The organism is Paenibacillus durus (assembly GCF_000756615.1).
In the GTDB taxonomy this organism is placed as follows: domain Bacteria; phylum Bacillota; class Bacilli; order Paenibacillales; family Paenibacillaceae; genus Paenibacillus_AQ; species Paenibacillus_AQ durus.
In genome coordinates, this window is record NZ_CP009288.1 from 1,198,334 (window position 1) to 1,220,473 (window position 22,140).

A 22,140-nucleotide genomic window follows, 5' to 3' on the forward strand; every position below is an offset into this window, starting at 1 on the left:
GGCTTGTTGTGTTAAGAGAGAGGCGGGACATTGGCTGAAGCCCTGCCGATGCGCCCGAGCGGGTCAATGATCTTAACAGTAACGCTGAAAGCTTGATCGGCTGCCGGGCGGGGTAAACGCGCATACGTACGATAACTGCCCGCCTCCCCCGTACGAACGATAGTGTAACCGCCCGGTTCAGCGGCAGATAGGTCCTTTAGGTTGTCAACGGCGGTCACGGCGTCGAGGCGTTCTTCAGCGCGGGTGATTACCGAACCTGCTGTACCACACGTCTCCAGTACGATGCTGTGAGGCCCCAAAGGCGTAACAGTCACAGGTGCATGACTGGTCCAACTAATCCATATTTCGGAGCTGCTCGAATCGGATTCATTGACTCTCAGATCAATGACTTCGGGCGGGCTGTTCGGCGTAAGCAGTAAGGATACCGCCGAAGAGGCCGGCGAGCGGGCTTCGATCACGCCGCGTTGATCGTCGCGTGCCGACCAGGCCACGGCACGATACCAGACGCGCAGCCACCCGGGATTGAGTGTATTGTCGGTGAAGCTGATTTCGGAACCGGCAACTTGGAGAGTCGCAATTGGAGGACCCATGGTATCGGCGTTAGCCGCCAGTTTTTCGTTAGCTGCTCGGTAGAGTTCGACTTGGTCTACAGCAGCGCCGTGACCCAATCTTATACGCAGGTTGACTGTTGCTTGCTCTGTCTTTGATACCGGTGCCGCTTCAAGTGAGGGTGCTGACGGTACGGCTAGCTTCGGGGCGGCTACAGCAATAAACTTCTTGCTGTTGTCCGGCCAAGAAGACTCGACCTGGTTATGGCTCATCGCTGTTACAGCGTATAAGTGTATCACTGAGCTGCCTCGTGGCAGCGCTGCCTCATAAACCGTCTCAGGCGTAGCAGCGGGGATCAGCTCCTTTTGCACTCGCCGGAAGGCGCTGCGTAGTCCTGAAAGATTGGCAGTACGTAATACCGCCAGCCGATCAGTGAAGGGCTTGCTGGTGTCCGGGCCTGGCAGGCCAAGCGCGGCAAGGAGCGTTGTTTCGGTTGCTTCGTAGAGTACATACCCCGCTATAGTACTGTTGCCAGACCACCTTAACTGCGCACGGCTTACACCTGCAATATCGGGCAAGCTGGCCCACTGCGGCACTTCCGGTACGGCGGGTGGCGGAGGCGGCGCAGGGTCATAAATCGCTGTGCCTACCGGTTGGCTGAATGGGCTTATATTCCAGTCAGGGATTGAGAGGTGATGAATGTGACACTGGCCTCGAGCCTGAGCCTGAAAGAATCGGTAACGTTGTCCGGCAAAATGGATAGGGATCGTAGTGCTTAGTCTATAGAAGCGAACCTCCGGCTCCGACGGATCCGGGTCCTGCGCTCCGCCCCAGCCAGCGGCAAGTTCTCGTTTAGAATCCAGCGGGATAACCTCAAAACCGCTGGACTCAGGCTGTTCATAGCCGCTAAACTGCAAACGCACCGTGAACAGCCGGCTGCCGGGATCGTCTTCGTAAGTGCCGATCAATTCGATGAATTCCGGACTGCGATTGGACCAATCCCAGGAGAAATCGATCACAGCCGCACCGGATGGATCTAATTTGACCGAAAGAACGGAGGGCGTCTGAGGCGGTTCATCCGGGCCTTGGAAAAAGGTCGTGGTCCAAGGGCTCCAGCGGCCAAAAATATCCTGAGCGGCTACCGCATAGCTGCACTTCAAGCCCTGTGAGTTGGCGATCAAGTGAGAATCACTAATGGTCGCCAGGTGCACGACGTGATCGGTAAAGATCACGGGACGGGCTTGATCCGGCTTGCTGGCGACAAACGAGTGCCAGCCTCTAACAAGTTCGGGACGCCGGGTTAACAGGATCTCAGACCGCCAGGATTCAGGGCCGAAACGTCCAACAGCGTAGGTAACCGGGTGGCTCGTGCTGTTTGGCGGCAGGAAAGAGTAGTTAGGGTTCTCGGACCGATCCCAACTGACGCCGATGTTTTCTAGTACTGGACCATCAAGTACCTGCGGCCGATTGCGGGCGATAATGCGGGCGGATAGGCCAGTGGGCGCCTTCGGCGCGGGTAACTCCAGGTTTACGGTGACGACATCCGCCAATTCGAATTCATACTCCCGATCTCCTACCTGCAGCCCATGGCGGACCGTAACCATATAGAGATCGTCATCTTCACCATCAGGGATGCGCGCCGTGCCAAAGCCAAGTGCCAAGGCTGCCAAGGGGTCCGTTCCGGCTCCCATCAGCAGAAGCCCGAGCGGGTGCCATTCACTACGGGCAGGCGGATGAAGCCCGGCCACAGCCTGTACCTGTTGAAGCAGCAAGCGGGGATTGAGCTGCCCCGGGTAAGCTTCCGCCTCTTTTACCACGTACTTGTCATGGTCACGCCCGTTGGAGAGGTCGCGAAGCATGGCTTCGATACCGCGCAGCAGCCTGCTCTTAAGCAAATCATCAAGGTAGGCTTCCGGGTCTGGCGGCTCCCAATCGGGCAGGGAGATGTTGCTTCGGGACAACCGGGTCCAGCCGGTACGCGGCGCACCCAGCTTCAACCGCCGAAGAGCCGCCCGGATCGGGGACAAAAGCTGATTAATCGGCCCCTGATCATTCAGGTCATAGCCGGTATCGGCCCACGAGTCGTCGACCGGAAGGCCAATAACCTCAAGCGGTTCCCAGCCCGGCAGGTTTGCTAATTCCTGGGTGCTCAGGTTACCGCCCGGGTGACGATTCTTCCACAGGAAGAATGGCTGTCTTGGGAGGCCAAGCGCAGGATGCAGCATCCAGCGGAATTGGAGGGCGGCTTCATCCATTTCTGTATGCGGAACAGTTTCTTTGTATTGTGAACGAGTGAACTCATCGCTCCAATGGACTCTTGCTGACTGTAGTTTAAACAAATGAGGTAAAACCCAACGCTTGCTCATGATTGATCCTCCCAAGGAGCCATTGCCAGGCTGACCGTTGTTAGCGAAGCTGTTTTGACGGCAGTATAACCTTCGAACAATATATGATAGGTGCGGCGCAGTGCCAAAGACAGCGTTCCACCTCTCGCCGAAGGCTTAAGAACGACCAGTGTACGGCCGCCGCCGCTGGAACGGACGAAGCGGGACACTAGACGAACGCCCGCTGGCGTCTCGATTACGTCCAACCAGGTTACAGGTTGTAGTTGGTACCGGCGCGTACCGTGACTATCCGTCACTTCTTGCGGAACATCGCGCCAGCGCCATAGCGGTTCGGTCGTCTCGATCAGCAGAGCAAAGGGCTGCGGGGGCGTACCTAGAGCACCGTCTTTCCAGATCACCGTCAGGTGGGGGCTCACCAGCCGGGCGAGATCGCCCCAGCGCGCTCTCCGTAACGCGTTTTCGATATCCAGGTCGCTAACCTGTAAGACCGAAGGCCCCGGATTCTGAGCGGCGAGCATCGCCAGCGGCGCAGTACTTGCGATGCGGCGGTGCTGCACTTGTGTCTTGTTAACGTCAGCCGCCAGCGCCTCCATGCTCTCGTAGCGCGAGGTGCTGAAATGCCGCCGGAACATGGGGTGAACAGGTGCGGCGGCAGAAGGCCGTGCTTCTAGATCGAGAATATAGTCGGTCAGCGGCTCCAGTTTCATTTTTAGTGTAACCCGCTCGTGAGCAGCTGTTTGGTTAGAGACGTTTAAGCAGGGCTGTCCGGCCAGCGCTTCTCGCAGCGAACTTTCAAAAGGCGTCATGGCGACTGCCGCAATACCTAACGGAGGAAACACACTATTCCCCAGTTTGGCTACCGCAGCATCAAACCCCGGAGCCGCCTGCGGATGCTTGCCGGAGGCAGCCTTGACCACGGCGAATAGCTCCTGGTTGTAAACCTTGAACAGTTTACGTGTCGCATTGGTAGCAAACACGACCCGAAGCGGGTCGCCATAAAAAAAGAAATTCTGCACCGGTCCAGGATCAGTCGCCAGAACCCATGGATCGAGCCGCTCGGGCGGCTTCGTATCGGTCTTGAAGCGGAACTGCTGCCTTTGACCAGTCTGTTTCTGGATATCGCCTTCCTTTGGATTACCGTTCCCGTCATTGTCCGCCACTTCCACATCATAAGTCAGGTCAACCGTATAAATGGCGTCAGGACGAAGCAGTGCCCGCTTGCCCTGATCTGCTCCAAGCGCCCCATTCACAACATCGATGTTCCGCTTAACGGCTTCTTTGTCGTAGCTGAAGCGTAAGAATTCGGCTTCAAGCAGACCCTCGATGATCAGCAGCCCCCAGTTTGGGAGCAACCCGATTTTATTTGAGTCACAGTCACAAAAATCTTTCGAGAGGCCAATCTCGATCTGCGCCGTGTCATCGGGTAAATCAGCTTCATATAATACCAGCTTAGCCCGCTCGGCAATCACTGATAAGCTGTGGAACCAAAAGTTGCAAGCCCCCTCTGTTAATGGCTTCCAAGGAGCATCGGAATCGTTCCAATCTGAGGGGAGTTCGTCTATATGAGCTATCACACGGCTAGTATCCGGAGAGATGGCCTGCTCGAAACCGTTAGGGTTCCCTTCCTTGTCCAGTGCTCGCAAGAGCAGAAACTCATGTCTCCACACTACAGGATGGACAAAAAGCAGCAACCGGACGGCTCGCAGTCCGCCGCAGTTAAGGCGAATGGCGTCGGCCAGGGCGCCTAGTCCCCCAGGACGCAAAGCTTGCAGCATTTCATCGAAATGATGATCATTGGGAACGGCAGGGCGCAACTGTATGCCAGTATGCGGGGCGACCAGCAGTCGGCCTGGCTCAGCCTGCCTGGAGCATATATAAGCCGGATCGGCAAGAATCATCCCGTCGGCAAGCCGTTCATCGGAGCGCCAGGGCTCGGTCACTTGCAGGCGGGTCTCCGGCGGCATGCTGCGGAACGTCCCGGGTTCGTCAGGCCACGCAAGCCCTTGTAATCTCCATCCGGACATCGAAGGTCCACCGGGAGCCTGCCGGAACGTCCATAGAACTTTGGTCGGGGGGGCCACCTCCATACACATGTTGCCCCAGCGGTGTTTGACCCGCTGGTCAAGGCTGGTTGTGCGCTCGGCAGCGGCTGGCGTTGCGTCGGGAATCCAGCTTAACAGCGCCAACTGCACCTCATTATCACCGCCGCCGCTTGGTTTGCCATACCGGTCCCACCATACGGCGGGTGTGTCACCTTCGTCTACCGGAGGATACAATGGAGCACCATTAGCGCTTGTGCAGATAAGCTGGATCGACTTAAGTGTGTAGCGATAAAAACGCTCGCCGCGCCGAACCCAGCCATTCGGCGGCAGTTTGGAATCAATCGTCCGGTTAAAGAATCTGCACGCTGCATCAACGCAAGGGCGCATTTCCATTTGCAGCACCGGGATGGAGTCAACAGGTACGACTGGCAGCTTTCCAACCCAATTCCCGGCAAAATATGCGGCATTCCCTAAGCTTCCATCTACTGGACGGTCGACAGCAGAACCGGTCAATAGAGCCGGAGAGCGGCTGTGAAGCGACAGCGCCCGCACCAGCGGTTCAGCGGGTGGTTTACCCGGGCGTTCGCCCAGTTCCAGCTTGACGCAGCCTTCCACATCGAAAAAAAAGAAATCAACCGATCCGCACACTTCCGCCGAAATGAAGTGACCGACGGGGCTGATGATCACCTCAGCCGAAGCTGAAGCTTCGACACTGACGATGAACAGGTGCAGTTCCCCGCGCAGCGACATCTTACCTATAATCAGAAAGGGCTTAAAGCTGATGCCGACGTCGATTTGGGCGGCGATTTTAAGATACAGGCCGATCTCCTCAGGTCCCCAGGTGAAGGCGGCGCGAACGCCGGCAGCCACCGAGAAACCATAGAGCGGGCCGATGGAAAAATCCGCCTGGCTGGGAGGCGTCAGGTCGCCGGCCGATGGGATTCCATTCCCGTGAATAAGCAAATAACCGTCGGCCCGCATTTCGTTAAGGAACTTAACCGAAGCCGGCAAACGCGGCGGGATACCTCCTACATCCAGGTGCCAGTTCTCCGGCTGTTTGAAATCAAAATAGGCCTCAACAGGCACGCGAAATTCTAGTAGAGGCTTGATACCATAGTCAACGACAATGCCCATCGTAAGCGACTGATCTGGCTGAATATCGATAATCGCCAGGAATTTACCGGTCTCAGTACCTTTCGTAGCAGGCCGCCCCTTAAGCAGGTCGGCGTTCGTTACAAGCAGTAAGCGCGGGCCGGGGAGTTCAATGACAACCATCCCCTTGGCGTGGGTCAGAAAGCCTCCCTCGACAGTGCCAATCACTGCGCCTAACCCCAGCGCCCAAGCGTTTGAACTGGCTTTCCAAGCATTAATGTTGGTCGCATCGCCTTGGGCGCTGTCCACGAACCAATTCAGCGCAGTTTGTGAGGGAAGCTGATTGCGCTTGAAATGCATGCCGAACATGCCAAGTAATCCGAACAGGCCCAAACCCGAGTTTGCTAATGGTATGGGCACCGGCAGCTCAACACCCAACTTAACCATCACGGATGTAAGTTTTTCATTCGATGTGATATCTCGAGCGTTCTCAATACTTAATCCGGATGCTACACGCACACCGAACGGGGGAGCAACGGCTGCATCCAGGCACCCCGTAAATCCGCCGTTCGGCAGCAGTTTAAGGTAGCCGCTGCCCGACAAAGCGCCGGGTACGTTGATATGTGCACCCAGCGCCGTCAACGTGGGAAGGGCGGACGAGTCAATCGGAATACGGACGCTGGCACGGTCGACCGTCACCACACCCAGGTCTGCCTTGAGCACCAGGTCGATCTCGAAGTTGAGCGGATTCTCGCGCGCCATACGGGCTCCTTCCGGCTGGACAATGTCCCCCAGTGGAGCAGGAACTTCAAACAGGCCAGGGTCGCTTAGGTCGAGACTGAAGCCCTGAGCCGGATCAAAGACCGGCTTGAATTGTGGCGGGGCTCCGCCGGGGCCGAAGTCGAGCCGCAGACCGATAGCCCTTTGGCGCACCTTAAGCGGCCGACGGGTTGCCAGCAGCTTCATGGCACCGACTTTCATTTTGAAATGCAGCTCGGTCTCCAGGTCAAAAAACAAGAACGCCTCGGGAGGGGCGCCAACCGGCTGGCGGATGACCAACTGGCCGCCATACAGTGTAACCGACTGCGTGCTGACCGACTGGCTGGCGGCAATCGCGCTCGCTGCTCCGGCGCTGATTCCAAGGTCAATGTAGCCGCTGCTTCCTGCACCGGGAAGGTTAGGGATCAGCAGCGGACTGAATACGGCATACGCTCCCAGTGTATCCCGCGGCAGGTCATGCTCGTCCGGGTTTGGAACAGGACGCTGGGTGCGCCAAAGGTAGTTTCGGTTACCATTGGCTTTCAAGGAAAGTGAAGCTTTCCAACCGCCATCGAGCATCAAACTCAGCACGTAATCGATTAACTCGGAAGGTTCCTCCGGCAGACCAACGAGGGCTTTCAACTCGCCCTGCAGGTCAATCTGGCCGGTTAATTCCAATAAGGTGACCGAATTGCGATGAAGGCGCAAATGAGCCGCCATGTTGCGAAGAAATCGCGGGCGCTGCGGCGTTTGAGCACCATTGACAAGCCCCAGGCTGAAATCGCCGGACAATCCACTGCCGCTCAGACCCAAGTGCAGATCGCGGCCGCCGCCGTGAATCGCCAAAGCAGGGAGGGCCGGGGGCGAGACATAGATCTCGACTGCGGGAACGAAGAGCTCCGGCGCACCCGGACCCTCAAGCTTAAGAGTCGCCCGATCGAAGCCGAGCCCAACCACTGTACTTGGGCCAAAAAGGGCAAGGGCTGGCGTCATCGTCACTTCCAGGGCTGCTGTGGCATTGTCGGAAGGGGCGAGCTTAGCACTGCTACCGGCAACAACAAGCAGGAGGTCAGGGAAGTGGAGCTCTACTTTACCGGCCGACTCCTGTAAAGTTCCGTCAGGTCTGACTTGTGCAGGACGCAAATAGGGAAGAGGCACAGTAAATGAAACTAGCTTCAACTCCACTTGCGGCTTTGGATGAGCAGCGTCCGGGGGAACCAGTTTAAAATCCAGAGGACCCGCAGGCAGGGTAAATACAAGAGCGTCAGTAACCTGTGCGGCATGAACACTGAGCCCAACGTTCGTGAAGGTCAAGGTCAGTGGGGAAAGATCCGCCTGCCCGGTGAACATCTGATCATCAAAGGGCGGCCTGGGACGAAGGCTGTTCAGAATTTGACCACCACTTGAGTCTGGGTCAATCTCAACACCAAAACGTCTCTTTATCACATCCAGCATGGTTTCAGGGATTACGCTCAGCATAGCTGCCGCCTCCAAATCCTTAATTGGCTCCTGCGGTCAAGAGCAATCAATAATGATGCACTGTATGGAATCGGTATAACGAACCATTTTTCCGGTATCGCTGTCAAGCATCTTTAAATTAACCTGTAACTTGCCATTCTTAGTTGTATTTATCGTAAAACGTGTTCCAAATGTGGTTTTTAATGGGGATCCAGCACTTCTATAGACAGGATTATTATCCGTTGCCTGTTTTTGAAATACTACACTCCCGCTTGTATCTATAAACTTAACATCAAGGGTCAGTTTAGGAGGCGTAAACGGAGCCGGACGAGGAACTCCATCTGCATCAACGTGGTATAAAATGTCAAAGATGAAGGGACTGCCGCACTGTTCAACATTTCCGCAACCACTACTGAACAGATTTTGATAGGAGGGAGTGGCATCTCCAAAGCAGGTTGAATCTTTCGGGAATATTGAAATAGACAGAAACTGATCCGGGTTCCATTGGGCGCCTGGAGCAGATTTTTTCCGTTCCTGCGGCTGACTCAGATCGATATCAGGTGTTGCGATACCCATTGTAGAGGCACTCTCAGGAATTACGCCTCCAAAGCTGCTGCCTCCAAATGCTTGATCGCCTGCAGTATTGCCGTTAGTCAGGAAGGTTCCGCTTAGTATCGAGCCCTCGCTGCTGCTTCCCGGGTCTTTGTTGTCAATCATTAGTGATTCTCCTTTCTTTAAGTGCTATTTTTACGTACGCGCTCATAAAATTCGCTACTTAGTATTTGTACCGAACTATTATTTATACTGTAAAAAAAGCAACCAAATCATATACATTTGGCTGCTCCCTCATACTTTTCATCTCTCTTCTTGCTCATGCATAAGACTTAATCGGTGCGGGGTCATCCAACTTTCTGCGTAAGGTGGGCTTAAACGTCGAATGACGGGTCCCTCATCGTCAGTGAAGACGTGGGGAATGTATAGTTAGGCAGCATACCCTGTGTAGTGATACTGTCCCCCATGGCTCGAATTGTTGTTGAGGGACGTACAAAACGGTCATCTGTTTGTAACCGCATTCAAATCCTTCGAAGGCTTGCCGGTCAGCAGTCAAGATCAGGGCAGTTGCCCGGACAAGCCTGACAAGAAATCTAATCTTGCAGCTGTGAAAAGCCTTCCTCAGCCAAATACTCCTTCGCTTCATCCGGCGTCTCAAACGCCATTTCCAAACTCAGGCTCGAATAGAGATACCACAGATCGTCTTCGGCTTTAAGCGTAAGCTTCTGGCCCTCCCCGTTGATCCAGCTTGTCTCGGCCGCAAGCCGCTTGGTTTTCTTGCCGCCTGCCGGCACGGCTCTGACTTGGGGCTCGGAGAGCGAAGCGATGGAAGCGTCCAGCAGGGAGCGCAGTTCCTCCTCGGAGAAGTCGCGGATATTGACAAATCCCTTGTCGTCAATTTTATAACCTGTCAGCAGACCCGCGTATACATAGCCGTTGCCGTTCGGATGCAGATGAAAAGCGACGGTTTTTTTATCATGCAGGCTTTCTTCGTAGTGATAGTTGACCCTTCCCAAAGATACATCTTTGCGCTGAAGCTGTGGATAAGAGTCAAGAATCTCGATTTTTTGGTGAAAAGTGAGCATAAGGATAGCCTCCGTTGTTCGTGTCGGTTCAGCCGGGACGAGAGAAGTGAAGCCGTATCCCCAGCTTTCGCCATTTGATTATATCATGCTGTCGGCGCCAGCGCCGCTTTCGATTTGTATATCCCCAGATTGTGGAAAGTCATGTGGATAATATGGGATAACCCGGCCTTGATTGTGTGTTTGTGGATATTCACAATTTCCAGCGTTATACTCCAAGTATACCTTCGGAGGTGACGGCAATGATTCAAGTAGCCGCGGCTATCATTTATAATAAAGAGGGAAGGGTTCTGATTGCGCGCCGCAGAGAAGGCAAGTCCCAAGCGGGGCTGTGGGAATTTCCAGGCGGCAAAATCGAGGACGGAGAAGATGTTAGCGCCTGCCTGCGGCGGGAATTGACCGAGGAGATGGGCATCGACATCTTTCCATATGAATATTTTGGAGTTAACGAGCACAGCTACGGCGGCGGTCTGCATATCCGGCTGGTTGCCTGGAAAGCGGAATACCGGGGAGGCGAAATCGTGCTGACAGACCACGACGACTGCCGCTGGGAGACTCCAGATGAGCTGGAACGTTTTATTTTTGCCCCCGCGGATATCCCGTTTGTGCAGAAGCTGAGCTTAGAACCCGGCAGACAATGAGACGGATTGGGAATGAAAGGGGCGGCGGCCGCAATGACATGGCGGATTGCCGTGCCCGCAGTAACGGTACTGTGTGCAGGTATCGGCATATATGCGCTGACAGAGATGGTGTAGGAAGGGAATATATAGGCAATACGCTCCTGCCGAACGTAAACAGGGCGGCATTTTATGCCGATGGTAAACCGGTTTAGTACCACCCGGGTAAGCTTGGCCTGATGAAATACAGCGGCTTTGATGTTTTCCCTCAACCTTTGTGTTACCGCTTTCATATATACTGACGCTTGTTCCGCAGAAATCACGCTGCTTTGAACAGCATTCTTTCTGGCATTGGCCAATCGCTGCGGTGAGCGTAAACCATTTACTCTTTTTTTGCTATGTTTAACAATCCACAAACGGTATTATATAGAAAAAGAGCCATTCACAGGGGGAGATCATTTGAACCGGGAATCTAAAAGAATTTTGCTGCATACGGCCATATATGCCTTCCTATTCTTTCTCCTGCCTTTATACTTTCGTAACCGCACGGGCACGATGAGCGATCTGGGTGCGCTGGTAACGCTGCTGCTCCTGGTTAATCCGGCGGTTATCCTGGTTCTGTCGGGAGAGCTCGGACTTCGGCTTGGCTTCAAACCGTTGTCTGCACTGCAGCCCGCGTTTCTGTTTACACTTTCGGTATTCATCGTTTTCGAAGCCAATAGCACGGCTCTTATTTATTCGGCTGCTTATGGCATAATCTCGCTGCTTGGGAATGCGACCGGCGCTTTCATTCGGAAGCGTACGATGAGATAGGTATATTAGATTTGGGAGGGAAATCAAGGTGAATAAGGACGAAAACAGTTTTAAGCTCTTAGTTTTGTCTGAAGCGGGACAGGAGCTCATCTTGAATGAAAACCCGAAGAAGCTTCTGGATAATCTGTTCAATAAACTCTCCGCCCATTTGGATTTGGATCTTTATCTTAACTATATTTTTGATGAAGAGATTAAGCGGCTTCGGCTCATGAATTATCACGGAATTACCTGGCGTGAACATGCGCTTATTGAGTGGATAGATCTTGGAGAAACGGTTTGCGGGGAAGCTGCGGAGAAGCTTTCCAGAATAATCGTCGAAGACATTCAAAACTCCTCGGACCCGAGGGTTGAGATTATCAAAGGCTTCGGGCTGCAGGCTTATGTAAGTCATCCTCTGATATCCTATGGAAAATTCGTGGGCACTTTGTCGTTTGGATTACGTAACCGCCCCGCTTTTTCTCCTGTTGAATTGGATATTTTGCAAAATATATGCAGTCAAGTATCGATCGTGCTGGACCGTATCCTGTTAATTTCCGCTCTGAAAAAAAAGAATTGGGAGCTCGCCCAAAAGAATAAAGAACTCAGACACTCGGAAGAGCAGCTGTCAGCCATTTTTTCCGTGATCCCAAGTCCCATGCTTGTCGTTTCTCTTTACAATAATCAAATCATTGAATACAACGATCCTCTATTATCTATGCTGGGTATAAGCGGGGATGAACTGGTCAAGCGGTACTGGCCTGTACGGCATAACGAGAACTCATTGCTAAAACGGATAATGGAGACTTCCGTACAGTCTTTGTATGAGGGCAATATTGAAGTTTCTTTTAAGAACGCTTTGGACCAGCAAAAGATTTGTTTATGCCAAACTGTTACGGTCGACATCAACCAAACTCCCTGCATACTTACTGTCTTCAGTGACCTTACGGAGCATAAGGAGTATGAAAAGGAAATGGTGCGGCTCGATCAGCTTCATCTTATCGGTGAAATGGCGGCGGGCATCGGTCATGAGGTGAGGAATCCGTTAACTACGGTTCGAGGGTTTCTGCAGCTCATGAGCAAAAAGGAATCCGGCAAACAGTCTTATCTGGAGATCATGATTGAGGAACTGGACCGGGCCAATTCCATCATCTCCGAATTTCTCGGGCTGGCGAAAAATCAAAGAATCGACATGAAATACGACCAACTGAATGAACTGATTGCCAAAATCCTTCCTTTGATTCAAGCGGATGCGACGGTTGCGGGGAAGACGGTAAACGCCGAGCTGGGGCAGATTCCGCCTATGTATATGGATGAACGGATGATCCGCCAGCTTATATTGAATATGGTTCGCAACGGACTGGAAGCCATGCCGCCGCAAGGACGCTTAATCATTAGAACCTTCGCGGAAGAGGATGCCATTATACTGTCCGTTGAGGACAATGGCAAAGGGATTCCTTCCGATCAGATTGAGCATATATGGAAACCATTTTATACGACCAAGGAAAGCGGCTCCGGTCTGGGACTAGCCGTATGCTTCAACGTTGCCAACAAGCATGGCGCCAAAATCGACGTTGTCACAGGACCGGACGGAACTACCTTTTCAGTTAAGTTTAAAAGGCTGCCCGCTTGAGATTCTTATATATTGAAAGCTCTCGCCCCGTAGACAATCGGGAGAGATACATACAAATATCACAAATTGCCGCAGGATTCGCAAAGTTTTGATCGTCATATAAAGGAGCCCCTTTTAGCGTCATGCCTCTTAAGGCTGGGCTTGCCCGAAATCAGGGTCCCAGCGGTACTTGGCTTCCCGGATTTCCTGAACCCGGATATCAAGGCCGTTCCAGGTCTCATGCGGGTAGGCGGAGATCAACTGATGCAGGCGGAGAAACCGGTCGCGCGGAAGCGAATGGGCGTAACGGCTGATGAAGCCGGAGTAGAGCAGGGCGTAGCGCTTCATGCGGACTGCGGCTCCGGCTACTGCGGCGAGGATCGCGGAGCCGTCCTTCATTTCAAGAATCTGGGCCTCATACCGCTGCACATAGCGCAGGGTGCGGTCCTTGATTAAATCGCGGCGGAGTCTTGCGACTTCGCCGATGTATTCCGCGAGCAGCGGTTCAAAATCTCTTAGCAACAGCTGCTCCATCTCGAGATCCATGTCCTTGCGCAGCCGGAAGCCGTGCAGCAGGGCGACGCGCTGCCTGGCGACGCGGTCGCCCCGGAGCAGCACGGCAATTTCGCGCAGCTTCTCATAGGCAAGCGTATCATTCTCCCGCACCACGGATACGGCTTCCTGCCGGTTGATCTCCAGGCCCTCTTTGACCGCGGCGATGTTCCGGCCGAGCAGTTCGTCCAGGGCGCGCAGATTTTCAGCCGGACGCGCCTTCCGCTGGGCGGCGAAGAGCGCCGCCAGCAAGGCAAGCCCGCCCAACGCGCACAGCGTTCGCTGCAGGGAGTCTGCGGCGAAATAGACCGCCGCCGCCGTCAGCAAGGCGGCGATCAGCAGGGATACGGTCATGCGGCGTCCGGCAAGCGAAACCGCCCGTTCCTCCACGGAGACAAGGGCGGCTCTGCCGCAGTAGAGGCAGCGCTCTTCCGACAGGGCGGTGAACCTTCCGCATCGCTTGCAGACGCGCAGTTTGCCGAAGGAATAGCGGGGGGCTTTGAAGGGACGAAGAACGACCGGTTTTTTCTTAGCCATGGGTTCTGTCGCCTCCATTCAGCGAGGCCAGCAGCCGCCCGTCGATCTCTTCCCGGGCAATCGGTCTGCGTCCCCGAAGAAAATAGCGGAGAATTTGAGTGACGGTATAGAGAAACGTAATTCCGAGTATAACGTATGAAATCATGGAGCTGTCCTTTCCAGGCGAACGGTGCGCGCTCGAACATGGTTCGTAAAGGCTGACGGACCCCGCCCGTCCCTGCCTGCCCAGCGTTCCTAAAGTTGAAGTTTACAGGGTTTAATTATATCATAATGGCATGCTATTGACAGAATTTAGCTGTCTTGAACCAGCCTTGATGCCGTCTATCAAAACATAAGAGGAGTAATAATCATGCTTCGTAACGATGTCCGAAATAGAAGGTTATTGTCTTTGTTCGCGCGGCTTTTTTCAATGATGCTGCTGGCGTTCTGTATCGCGGCCGGCCCGATGGCGGCGTTCCCGGCCTATGCGGCCCAGTCTGCCCCGCCGGGAGCCTCGTCGCAAATTGACGCCGTGCTGGTGCTCGATGTCAGCAACTCCATGAAGACGAGCGATAAGGACAACATCGCCGGCGAGGCGATGAAGATGTTCATAGATATGCTGTCCGCGAAGGGGGACAAGGTCGGTGTCGTCGCCTACACCGACAAGGTGCAGCGCGAGAAGGCGCTCCTGACGATTAACTCTCCTTCGAATAAGCAGGATTTGAAGGATTTTATCGTCGGACTGGATAGGGGCTCCTACACGGATATCGCCGTCGGGGTAGATGAGGCGGTCAAGGTTCTTGAGAATGGCAGCGATCCTTCTCACGAGCCGATGATCGTGCTGCTCGCCGACGGCAACAATGATCTGAACGAAGCGACCGGCCGGACGCAGAGCGAGTCGGACCAGGAGCTGGCCGCGGCGGTGGAGACCGCCAAGAAGAAAGGTTATCCGATTTACACGATCGGCCTGAATGCGGACGGCAAGCTTAACAAAGCAAGTCTTGCCAAGCTGTCCGACCAGACGGGCGGCAAAGCGTTCGCGACGAATACCGCAGACGATCTGCCCGAGATTTTGAGCGAGATTTTTGCCGACCATCTGAAGCTTAAAGTGGTGCCGGTACAGTCGATAACGGCCAGCGGCGAGTACCAAGAGGTAACGGTGACCGTCCCGAACGCCAGCGTCCTGGAAGCCAACATTTCCATCATATCGTCGAAGCCGGTAACAGCGAAGCTGACCGACCCTTCAGGGGCAAGCGTGGCGATTCCTTCAAATAATGTGCTGCTGTCCAAGTCATCGACGTACAGTCTGCTGAAGCTGCTGTCTCCGAAGGAAGGGGACTGGAAGCTTCAGGTCAAAGGCGTTCCGAAGGATAAAATCGACATCAATCTGATTTTCAACTATGATCTTGAGCTTAAAATGGAGGCTTTGCCGTCCAAGACCTACAAGAAAGGCGATACTGTAGGCATCTCCGCCCATTTGTTCAGCAATGGTACGCAGGTGAGTGAAGCGGAGCTGTACGGCAACATGAGGGCGGTGCTGCTGGCGACCGATCTGGATACCGGTAAGACGGAAGAGCTTCCGCTGGACAATTCGGGCGGCGAGTTCAAAGGGAGCTTCGAAGTTAAAGACAGCCACAATTACGAATTGAAGGTCCGGGCGGAAGAGAGCAGCTTCTACCGCGAGAGCCAAGCTGTGCAGGTAAATGCGGGCGGAGCGGCCACCCAGGCGCCTGTTACCGCAGGTACGGCCGGAAGCGGCAGCGAGCAGCAGGACGGCGGCAGGTCGTGGACCCTGATTCTGATTATTGCCGGAATCCTGCTGGTTCTGGCAGCGGCCGCCGTAATCTGGATGCTGTGGAAGAAAGCAAACCGAGGCTTTGTCGGCCAACTGGTCATTGAGGTGCTTGACGGAAACACCGGCGAGAAGACGTATCCGCAGTACAAGAAGCTGACGGGCTTCCGGGGCAAATTCAATTTGCACCAGCTGCTTCAGCTTGCTCCGGAACTTAGGGAAAGCGAGAAGCTGGTCTTCACGCCGGGGAACCACGACCGGCTGCAGCTTCACGGCGGCGACGGGATCGCGGTCGAGAAATCGGGCCGGGCGGTCGACGCCTCCCGTGGGCTGGAGCTGAAAAGCGGGGACCGCATTTCGGTTCCGCTGGGCAGCGTGGACAAGACGATTATGCTGGAATATTTGGTATAAGGCGTATGCTTCCGAAGCGAGTTTTACTGAAGTAATGCGAGGAAGTATATCATCGTAAAACTTTTAGGGGGATAAACATGAAACCGGTCGTAAGAGAACATATTCAGCAGCTTGACGTATCGCTTGGCGGAGGAATCGTCAGCGACAAAATCAGAGTTGACACGATCGATAATCCGATCCTTATTATCGGTCTCGGAGGCACGGGCATCGACGCCCTGCTTCGCCTGAAATACCAGATCAACCGCCGGTTCAAGCTGCCGGAGGACCCGATTTCCAAGAAGAAGCGGGATAAGCCGGACAACGTGGAGTTCCTCGCTTTCGAGACGAACGAGCAGGATCTCGGCAAGAAGTACAGAGGCATCGGCCTCGACCCGCAGAACGAGTTCGTGAGGCTGTCCAACGCCGAAATCGGCGGACTGCTGCAGAACCGCAGCATCCTGGACCCCTACATTACGGAATGGCTGTCGCCCGAGCTCAGCATCACGGACGGCATGAACGGCGCCGCCGGCGTGCGGCAGGCGGGACGGCTGCTGCTGTTCACGAAGATCAACCAGGTCGTGGGCGCGATCGACAAGAAGATCAAGACCTTGTCGGTAGGCACGAACAAGAAGCTGATGGTCTTCCTGTTAACGGGTCTGTCCGGCGGCACGGGCAGCGGCTCTTTTCTCGACATCGCCTATATCGTCCGGGGTATCATCGAGCGTGATTACGGCTCTGCCGGAATCGACCGCGTCAATACACTCGGGTATCTGTTCACACCGGACGTGAACCTGTCGAACAAGAGCCTCAGCGAGCATACCCGCGAATACATCCGTAAGAACGGATACGCGGCGCTCAAGGAGCTTGACTATTGGATGAACGTGGACAGCCGGAGCGAGCGTTTCCGCCAGCAGTATGGCAATATTTTGACCGTCAATTCTCCGCTGCCTCCATTCAATCTGTGCCACCTCATTTCGGCGACGAACACGGAAGGCAAGCTGCTGGAGAATGCCTACGACTACTGCATGAACGTGACAGCGGAGAACATTACGAACTTCATGGCGAGCGAGGAGAAGCAGTCGGGCGAGGAATTCGCCATCCATGACTATATCAGCAACATCCGCACGAACATCGCGCAGATGCACAAGAGCTATCCGGCCAACTACGAGTACAACATTATCGGGGCTTCATCCGCCGTGCTGCCGATTGAGGAAATGACCACGTACCTTGCTTACCGTCTGTTTGACAAAATGGATAAAATGTTCCACCAGGCTCCCGGCCAGGAGGATGTCGAAAAAATAGCCCGCAAGCTCGGCATCGATCTGGAGAGCGTAATCAAGTCGTTCGAAGCCCGTGTGCCGGAGCCGCTGCCCGGCTATGAGAACAGTGAACGGCTGAGCCATTCCAATGTTATTAAGCATCAGGTTGTCGATATGGACACCGAACTGGAGCAGAGCTTTCTATCGCGCGTAAGAGAAGAGTACATCAAGGTGAGAAAGCAGCTTCCCGGCGAAATCGTCGGACGGTTCGGGGAGGAGATGGAGCGGACGTTTCTGCATCCCGAGCAGGGGCCGTTCTATGTGTCTCGGCTGATTTTTACGGAAAAAGGCTTCTGCATCCTGAAGCTGATCCAGTCCTACATTGAAGCGCTGCGCGAGAATCTGCTGCGTCTGCCGCGTGATATCGAGACGGCCCGGGAGTCTGCGGAGGACAAACTGGGTGATGCGCGGAGCGCTTTTGTCTCGAAGGAAAAGAAGAAGAACGCCTATATCGACGCGAAGATCAATGAATACTGGCTGCATGCGGATACGGAGCGTACCGAGCGCATGATCGAGTTCTACGAGGATCTGTTCGAGCTGCTGAATGAGGAGAACAGCCGGATTTACGGCGTATTTACGGAGATTTTGAACGCGCTCAGCTCGATTTTTTCCAAGAACGGGGATATTCTCACAAGCGGCGAAGAACAGACCGACCACAAGGGCAACAAGACGTATTACTGGAATATCGTAAGCGTGCCGGACATTTCGCAGACGATTTCGAAGATTATGGATCAAAAAGACGGCGACGACCTGATCCGCGACTTTTCCCGGGAAATGCTGCGTAATTCCAGCCGCTGGGTCAGAGAGCAGGAGATCGACATCGTCCGCTCCATTTCCGAGTTCCTCAGCGACAAGTTCGGGGATCTCATCACCCGGTCGATGGAGGATTTTCTAACGATGAAATACGGCAGCGAGGAGCCGCTTGACAAGCTTGTGGAACGAACGGTTGCCGGGAAGCTTGACGAGGAGGCCGTGCCGGTCTTCCATCTCAGCAACAGCTCGGGCAGCCTGCACTTCCCTTCATGGGGCTTCGTATCGGTGCCTGTGAAGGCGCCGGGCATCCTGAAGGGGATTCGCAATTACCAGAACAACGCGCTCGGCAAATCGCATTTTACGGTCAAGGAGAGCGAAGTCAAGAACCGGATATTCTGGCTGAATACGCGCAACGGCGTGCCGCTGTTCGTTTATACGCCGCTGCGGGTGTATGAAGAGAACTATGAGCGGACCATTCTCGACAAGGAAGGGATCGGACGCCATCTGGTGCAGACGGAGAAGAACAACTGGACGTATCTCCCGTCGCCGATTCCGGAGCAGTCCTGGGGCGACACCTACAGCAACGCACGGGTGCGGGAGCATAATGCCAGAGTGCGCGGAGAGTTCGCCAAGGCGCTGGAAGCTGGAGTTATTATTGAAAAAGGCCTGGACGAAAACACCAGCAACCGCTATTCGGTCGTGTTCACGAAGCCGTTCGACATTGATGCGTTGCTGCGGGGCTACGACCTTCAGCTTGATGCGTCCCGGCCGAATCTGGGTGAAGTGAAGAAGGCGGCCGGAGAACTGAGAAGGCTGCGTGAGAACGGGCTGGAGCGCGAAGGCGCGAAGGATATCTTCGGAAGCATCAGCCGGGAGCTGGCCCAGGAAAATCTGATCCGCTCGCCGCAGCTTGCAGCAAGAGTGCGCGAAGAGCTGGCGAAGTATGAGGCGATCTCAGCCAAAGCGGAAGAGCTGGATGCGGTGCTGCGCCAGTATCTGGACGAGGAGAAATGGCTGGACCAGTTCCTGGAGGCCCTCTACACCGATGTTATTGTGAAAAAAGGGGCACTGCTCGTCTACGACAAGGACGAGGAAGAGGAAGCTTGGGAGCCGTTCGCCAATCTGATGAAGGAACGCAGCTACGTGGAATACGCGGTCTACAGCCGTTTCCGCTCGCTGGATGAGAAGAGCCGCAGCGTGCTGCTGCGCAAAACTGCGCGGCGTTCTGCGGAAATGACTGCGGCTGAAGATGTGTCCCCGCTGCTTAATAAGCTGGATAACCTGTATGAAGCCTTCCTGGAAGCGCGGGACAGCCTGGAATACGAGCGGGTGGAGCATGCCGATGGCGACGAAATGTACGCTTTCTACAAGGGCATGACCGGAAAGCTCGGCAGCATCCGCAGAAAGCTGAAGTAAGCCTATGATCAGATCGCTGGCAATGCGTTATGCGGCGGAATACGCCGCCCGGGAAGACCGGCTGCAGGATCAGGGGGACAAGCGCAGCAGCATTCATTACCCTGCTCTGTTTCTGTTCGTAGGAGAGAAGACGGCTCCCGTAGTCCGGCCCATACTGGACAGCTGCCGCCGCAAATGGGATAACGCCGGCGGCGTACTGGCGGTGCATGCCGTTCCCGAGGGCTGGAAGCCGGAAGAATCAGGCGGACAGCAGGATGAAGCCTTATCCGCCGCAGCCCGGAAGGCTGCATACGGAGGAACGGCTCCCGGCGTATACGACGACTGGAGCGGGGTTCCGGCGTCCGCACGGACAGACTGGCCTGCAGGCCTATTGAGAACGATGATTCTTCCCCAGTCTGAAGGCCGCGATCCCCGCACCGTCCGCCGGGAGCTATACCAGGAATTTCACGGAGAGCAGCGCTATCTGGCGGAGATGAACACCGCGCTGCGGCGCTTGACGGGTGTCATAGCGGATTACGGCCGTCTGTATTCCTCCTTCGATGTCATTCATCTCTCCATTATTACGCGGGTCGATGACCCGCTTAATGTGCTGCTGCCGGAAATCACGCTGCTGACCCGCGCCGTGCTCGGCCAGTCGTTCAAATCGGTGCAAACCGACCTGTTCGCCCTGATCAGCGAACGGGACCAGGCCGAGAGCTTCGGGCTTTCCAGCTCGGCGGGAATGGCTTTCCTGCGCGAGCTGGAGGGAATGCAGTCTCCGGATTATGCATACACTGCTCCGCTGCTAGTCACGGAAGACGGGCTGTCCATTCCGGTCAGCCACGGCCCTTCGCCATTGTTCGACCTTGTCTACGTCCTGTCGGACAAGAATGAGCGCGGCACATCCCCGGCAGGCGGAATGGAAGACAATTACGAAATCATTTCCCACATCAGTCTGCTGAAGAATGTGATGCGGCCCTCCGGCGGCTTCGGCCCGGAACAGGCCGGCTACAACAACATGGCGTTCAAGAGCGGAATCAGGGGCAGCACGGGCCGGCAGGGGTACGCATCTGCCGGCTTCTCCGGCGTCAAACGGCCGAACCGGCAGATTGCGCTGGCGGTGCTGTACCATACGTTCCGGCGGATCAGGGAGGAGATGTCCCGCGAGAGCCGGCTCAGCCCGCGTGAACGGCTGGAGCTGCTGGGCTTAAGCCCTGACAGTCTGCGGGAACGGGTTCGGCGGCTGCTCCCGGATAAAGAAGGAATTCTTGAAATGACGGGCCTGATGAGCCATGGACGCCCATCCTACCATGAGCTTAAAAGACTGTCTCTTCGCGAAGCGGAAGAGCTGATCTTCGGCGGCGGCGGCGAGGCTTACTTCCACAGCAATTTCGCCTCGCCCGCGGCTAAGCGGCTGGAATCCGCCGATCCCCTGCGGGAATGGGCGCCGCTGCTTGCCGCGCCTCATGGGGCAAATCCGGCAATCACATTCTTCCAGTTGGCGGAATGGACCGCCGACAGGGACGATACCGGCAGCGTGCTGCACGGGCTTCGCCAGCATATGGCCGGCCTCCGAGCGGCGATTGCCTCATCACGGGAAGAACTGGAGCTGCTGTACGGAGACAGTGTGGACCGCTTGCCTTTTCAACGGGTGCCGCTGATGGATAAGCGGACGGTCCGAAACTTCATCCATTATCTATTCGCTGAAGGCTATGGCGCAAAGTATGAGCTGCTGCTGCTGGAGAGCGAGCTTGCGCTGTGTACCCGCCTTGAATCCGGGCTGGAGTCGCTTCATTCGGCAAGCGTCCAGCGGGTGAAGACGATGGAGCGGCTAGAGGAGGAGCTGAAGGCGGCGGCGCTGGACAGCATCGGCCGGGCTGAAAGCGATATTGGCCGGAACATTATGGAGTATTACCGCGTCGTAACGGATGAAGTCATCGACGAGATCGAGGCCCGGCGCGGTCCCGGCGCTCTAATGAGCGAGCGGTATATGGGAAGCCTGCCGGACCTGCTGGACCAGGGCATTGTTACAGTGCTGGAACGGCTGATCGAGGTATGCGGCCGGGAAATTCTGACGGCGGCGCCTTTTGCGCTTTCCTTCGAGGAAGAACTGCTGCGGCGGGCAAATGTCGCGGCGGCGTATGACAACCGGGAGGTATTATCGAAAGAGGAGCTGTTCCGGCGCCTGTACCGCTCGCTGGAAGAGGAGGCGGCCATCCATGTCCGACTCTTCGAGTACACCCAGGAGCACCGGCATGAGGAAAAATATTTCTTCGGCGACAGCGGCTCGGAATTTTTGCGCTATGCGCTTTCCGCAGACGAGAAGACGCGCATCTACCGGCTGGGCTATGTGCATGAGCTGCGGCGCAGCGGCGTGGAGAAGCTGAACCTGATGGGCGGGTTCCATCTGGAGGACCTGTTATACTACCGCAACGGCCGGATCTATTATGAGACTTATTTAAAGAACGGCTATGAACTGCACGGCGTGGACGAAGAATCGCTTCCCGCTCTGCGCTAGGGGCGGAT

General features: G+C 55.3%; 12 protein-coding genes. 6 read left to right on the forward strand and 6 right to left on the reverse strand.

The genetic code is table 11. The features are described from left to right. Positions 1-11: 11 nt before the first annotated feature. The 4 genes from PDUR_RS05505 to PDUR_RS05520 all read right to left on the reverse strand — a co-directional run bounded on the left by PDUR_RS05505 (position 12) and on the right by PDUR_RS05520 (position 9,882). Positions 12-2,576 (reverse strand): hypothetical protein, encoded by a 2,565-nt coding sequence (locus PDUR_RS05505; RefSeq protein WP_156130319.1) that lies wholly within the window; start codon positions 2,574-2,576, stop codon positions 12-14. A gap of 335 nt (positions 2,577-2,911) precedes the next feature. Then, positions 2,912-8,266, reverse strand: a complete 5,355-nt coding sequence (locus PDUR_RS05510; protein WP_042205417.1) for a hypothetical protein — start codon at positions 8,264-8,266, stop codon at positions 2,912-2,914. Positions 8,267-8,302: 36 nt separating this feature from the next. Beyond that, complete coding sequence (locus PDUR_RS05515) at positions 8,303-8,962, reverse strand: hypothetical protein (RefSeq protein ID WP_042205418.1); 660 nt, start codon at positions 8,960-8,962, stop codon at positions 8,303-8,305. A 428-nt stretch (positions 8,963-9,390) separates the two neighbouring features. Beyond that, positions 9,391-9,882: a hypothetical protein gene (locus PDUR_RS05520; RefSeq protein ID WP_042205419.1), complete on the reverse strand. Its 492-nt coding sequence runs from the start codon at positions 9,880-9,882 to the stop codon at positions 9,391-9,393. 239 nt (positions 9,883-10,121) lie between these two features. Between PDUR_RS05520 and PDUR_RS05525 the strand changes: the two genes are divergently transcribed. From PDUR_RS05525 to PDUR_RS05535, 3 genes are all read left to right on the forward strand, one after another. Further along, a complete protein-coding gene (locus PDUR_RS05525) occupies positions 10,122-10,520 on the forward strand; it encodes a (deoxy)nucleoside triphosphate pyrophosphohydrolase (RefSeq protein WP_042205420.1) in 399 nt (132 codons plus the stop codon). A 435-nt stretch (positions 10,521-10,955) separates the two neighbouring features. Beyond that, positions 10,956-11,309, forward strand: a complete 354-nt coding sequence (locus PDUR_RS05530; protein ID WP_042205421.1) for a hypothetical protein — start codon at positions 10,956-10,958, stop codon at positions 11,307-11,309. Positions 11,310-11,337: 28 nt separating this feature from the next. Beyond that, positions 11,338-12,918: an ATP-binding protein gene (locus PDUR_RS05535; protein WP_052410070.1), complete on the forward strand. Its 1,581-nt coding sequence runs from the start codon at positions 11,338-11,340 to the stop codon at positions 12,916-12,918. Positions 12,919-13,047: 129 nt separating this feature from the next. On the opposite strand, the gene PDUR_RS05540 is transcribed toward PDUR_RS05535, so the two are convergent. Together PDUR_RS05540 and PDUR_RS28580 are read right to left on the reverse strand one after the other, a co-directional pair. Then, a complete protein-coding gene (locus PDUR_RS05540; protein ID WP_042205422.1) occupies positions 13,048-13,986 on the reverse strand; it encodes a hypothetical protein in 939 nt (312 codons plus the stop codon). Then, positions 13,979-14,131: a hypothetical protein gene (locus PDUR_RS28580; RefSeq protein ID WP_156130321.1), complete on the reverse strand. Its 153-nt coding sequence runs from the start codon at positions 14,129-14,131 to the stop codon at positions 13,979-13,981. The genes PDUR_RS05540 and PDUR_RS28580 overlap by 8 nt, the downstream gene beginning before the upstream one ends. Positions 14,132-14,335: 204 nt before the next feature. On the opposite strand from PDUR_RS28580, the gene PDUR_RS05545 reads away from it, so the two are divergent. The 3 genes from PDUR_RS05545 (at position 14,336) to PDUR_RS05555 (ending at position 22,132) form a co-directional block, all read left to right on the forward strand. Beyond that, positions 14,336-16,168, forward strand: a complete 1,833-nt coding sequence (locus PDUR_RS05545; protein ID WP_407944282.1) for a vWA domain-containing protein — start codon at positions 14,336-14,338, stop codon at positions 16,166-16,168. A gap of 77 nt (positions 16,169-16,245) precedes the next feature. Beyond that, complete coding sequence (locus tag PDUR_RS05550) at positions 16,246-19,635, forward strand: tubulin-like doman-containing protein (RefSeq protein WP_042205424.1); 3,390 nt, start codon at positions 16,246-16,248, stop codon at positions 19,633-19,635. Positions 19,636-19,639: 4 nt separating this feature from the next. Further along, positions 19,640-22,132 carry an Lrp/AsnC family transcriptional regulator gene (locus PDUR_RS05555; RefSeq protein WP_052410071.1) on the forward strand — a complete coding sequence of 831 codons (2,493 nt, stop codon included), beginning with the start codon at positions 19,640-19,642 and terminating at the stop codon, positions 22,130-22,132. Positions 22,133-22,140: the final 8 nt, after the last annotated feature.

What these genes read in the sequence shown, in the direction of transcription:
- PDUR_RS05510 (WP_042205417.1), bottom strand. Translation starts at nt 8,266, where the DNA reads ATGCTGAGCGTAATCCCTGAAACCATGCTGGATGTGATAAAGAGACGT.
- PDUR_RS05515 (WP_042205418.1), bottom strand. Translation starts at nt 8,962, where the DNA reads ATGATTGACAACAAAGACCCGGGAAGCAGCAGCGAGGGCTCGATACTA.
- PDUR_RS05520 (WP_042205419.1), bottom strand. Translation starts at nt 9,882, where the DNA reads ATGCTCACTTTTCACCAAAAAATCGAGATTCTTGACTCTTATCCACAG.
- PDUR_RS05525 (WP_042205420.1), top strand. Translation starts at nt 10,122, where the DNA reads ATGATTCAAGTAGCCGCGGCTATCATTTATAATAAAGAGGGAAGGGTT.
- PDUR_RS05540 (WP_042205422.1), bottom strand. Translation starts at nt 13,986, where the DNA reads ATGGCTAAGAAAAAACCGGTCGTTCTTCGTCCCTTCAAAGCCCCCCGC.
- PDUR_RS28580 (WP_156130321.1), bottom strand. Translation starts at nt 14,131, where the DNA reads ATGATTTCATACGTTATACTCGGAATTACGTTTCTCTATACCGTCACT.
- PDUR_RS05545 (WP_407944282.1), top strand. Translation starts at nt 14,336, where the DNA reads ATGCTTCGTAACGATGTCCGAAATAGAAGGTTATTGTCTTTGTTCGCG.
- PDUR_RS05550 (WP_042205424.1), top strand. Translation starts at nt 16,246, where the DNA reads ATGAAACCGGTCGTAAGAGAACATATTCAGCAGCTTGACGTATCGCTT.
- PDUR_RS05555 (WP_052410071.1), top strand. Translation starts at nt 19,640, where the DNA reads ATGATCAGATCGCTGGCAATGCGTTATGCGGCGGAATACGCCGCCCGG.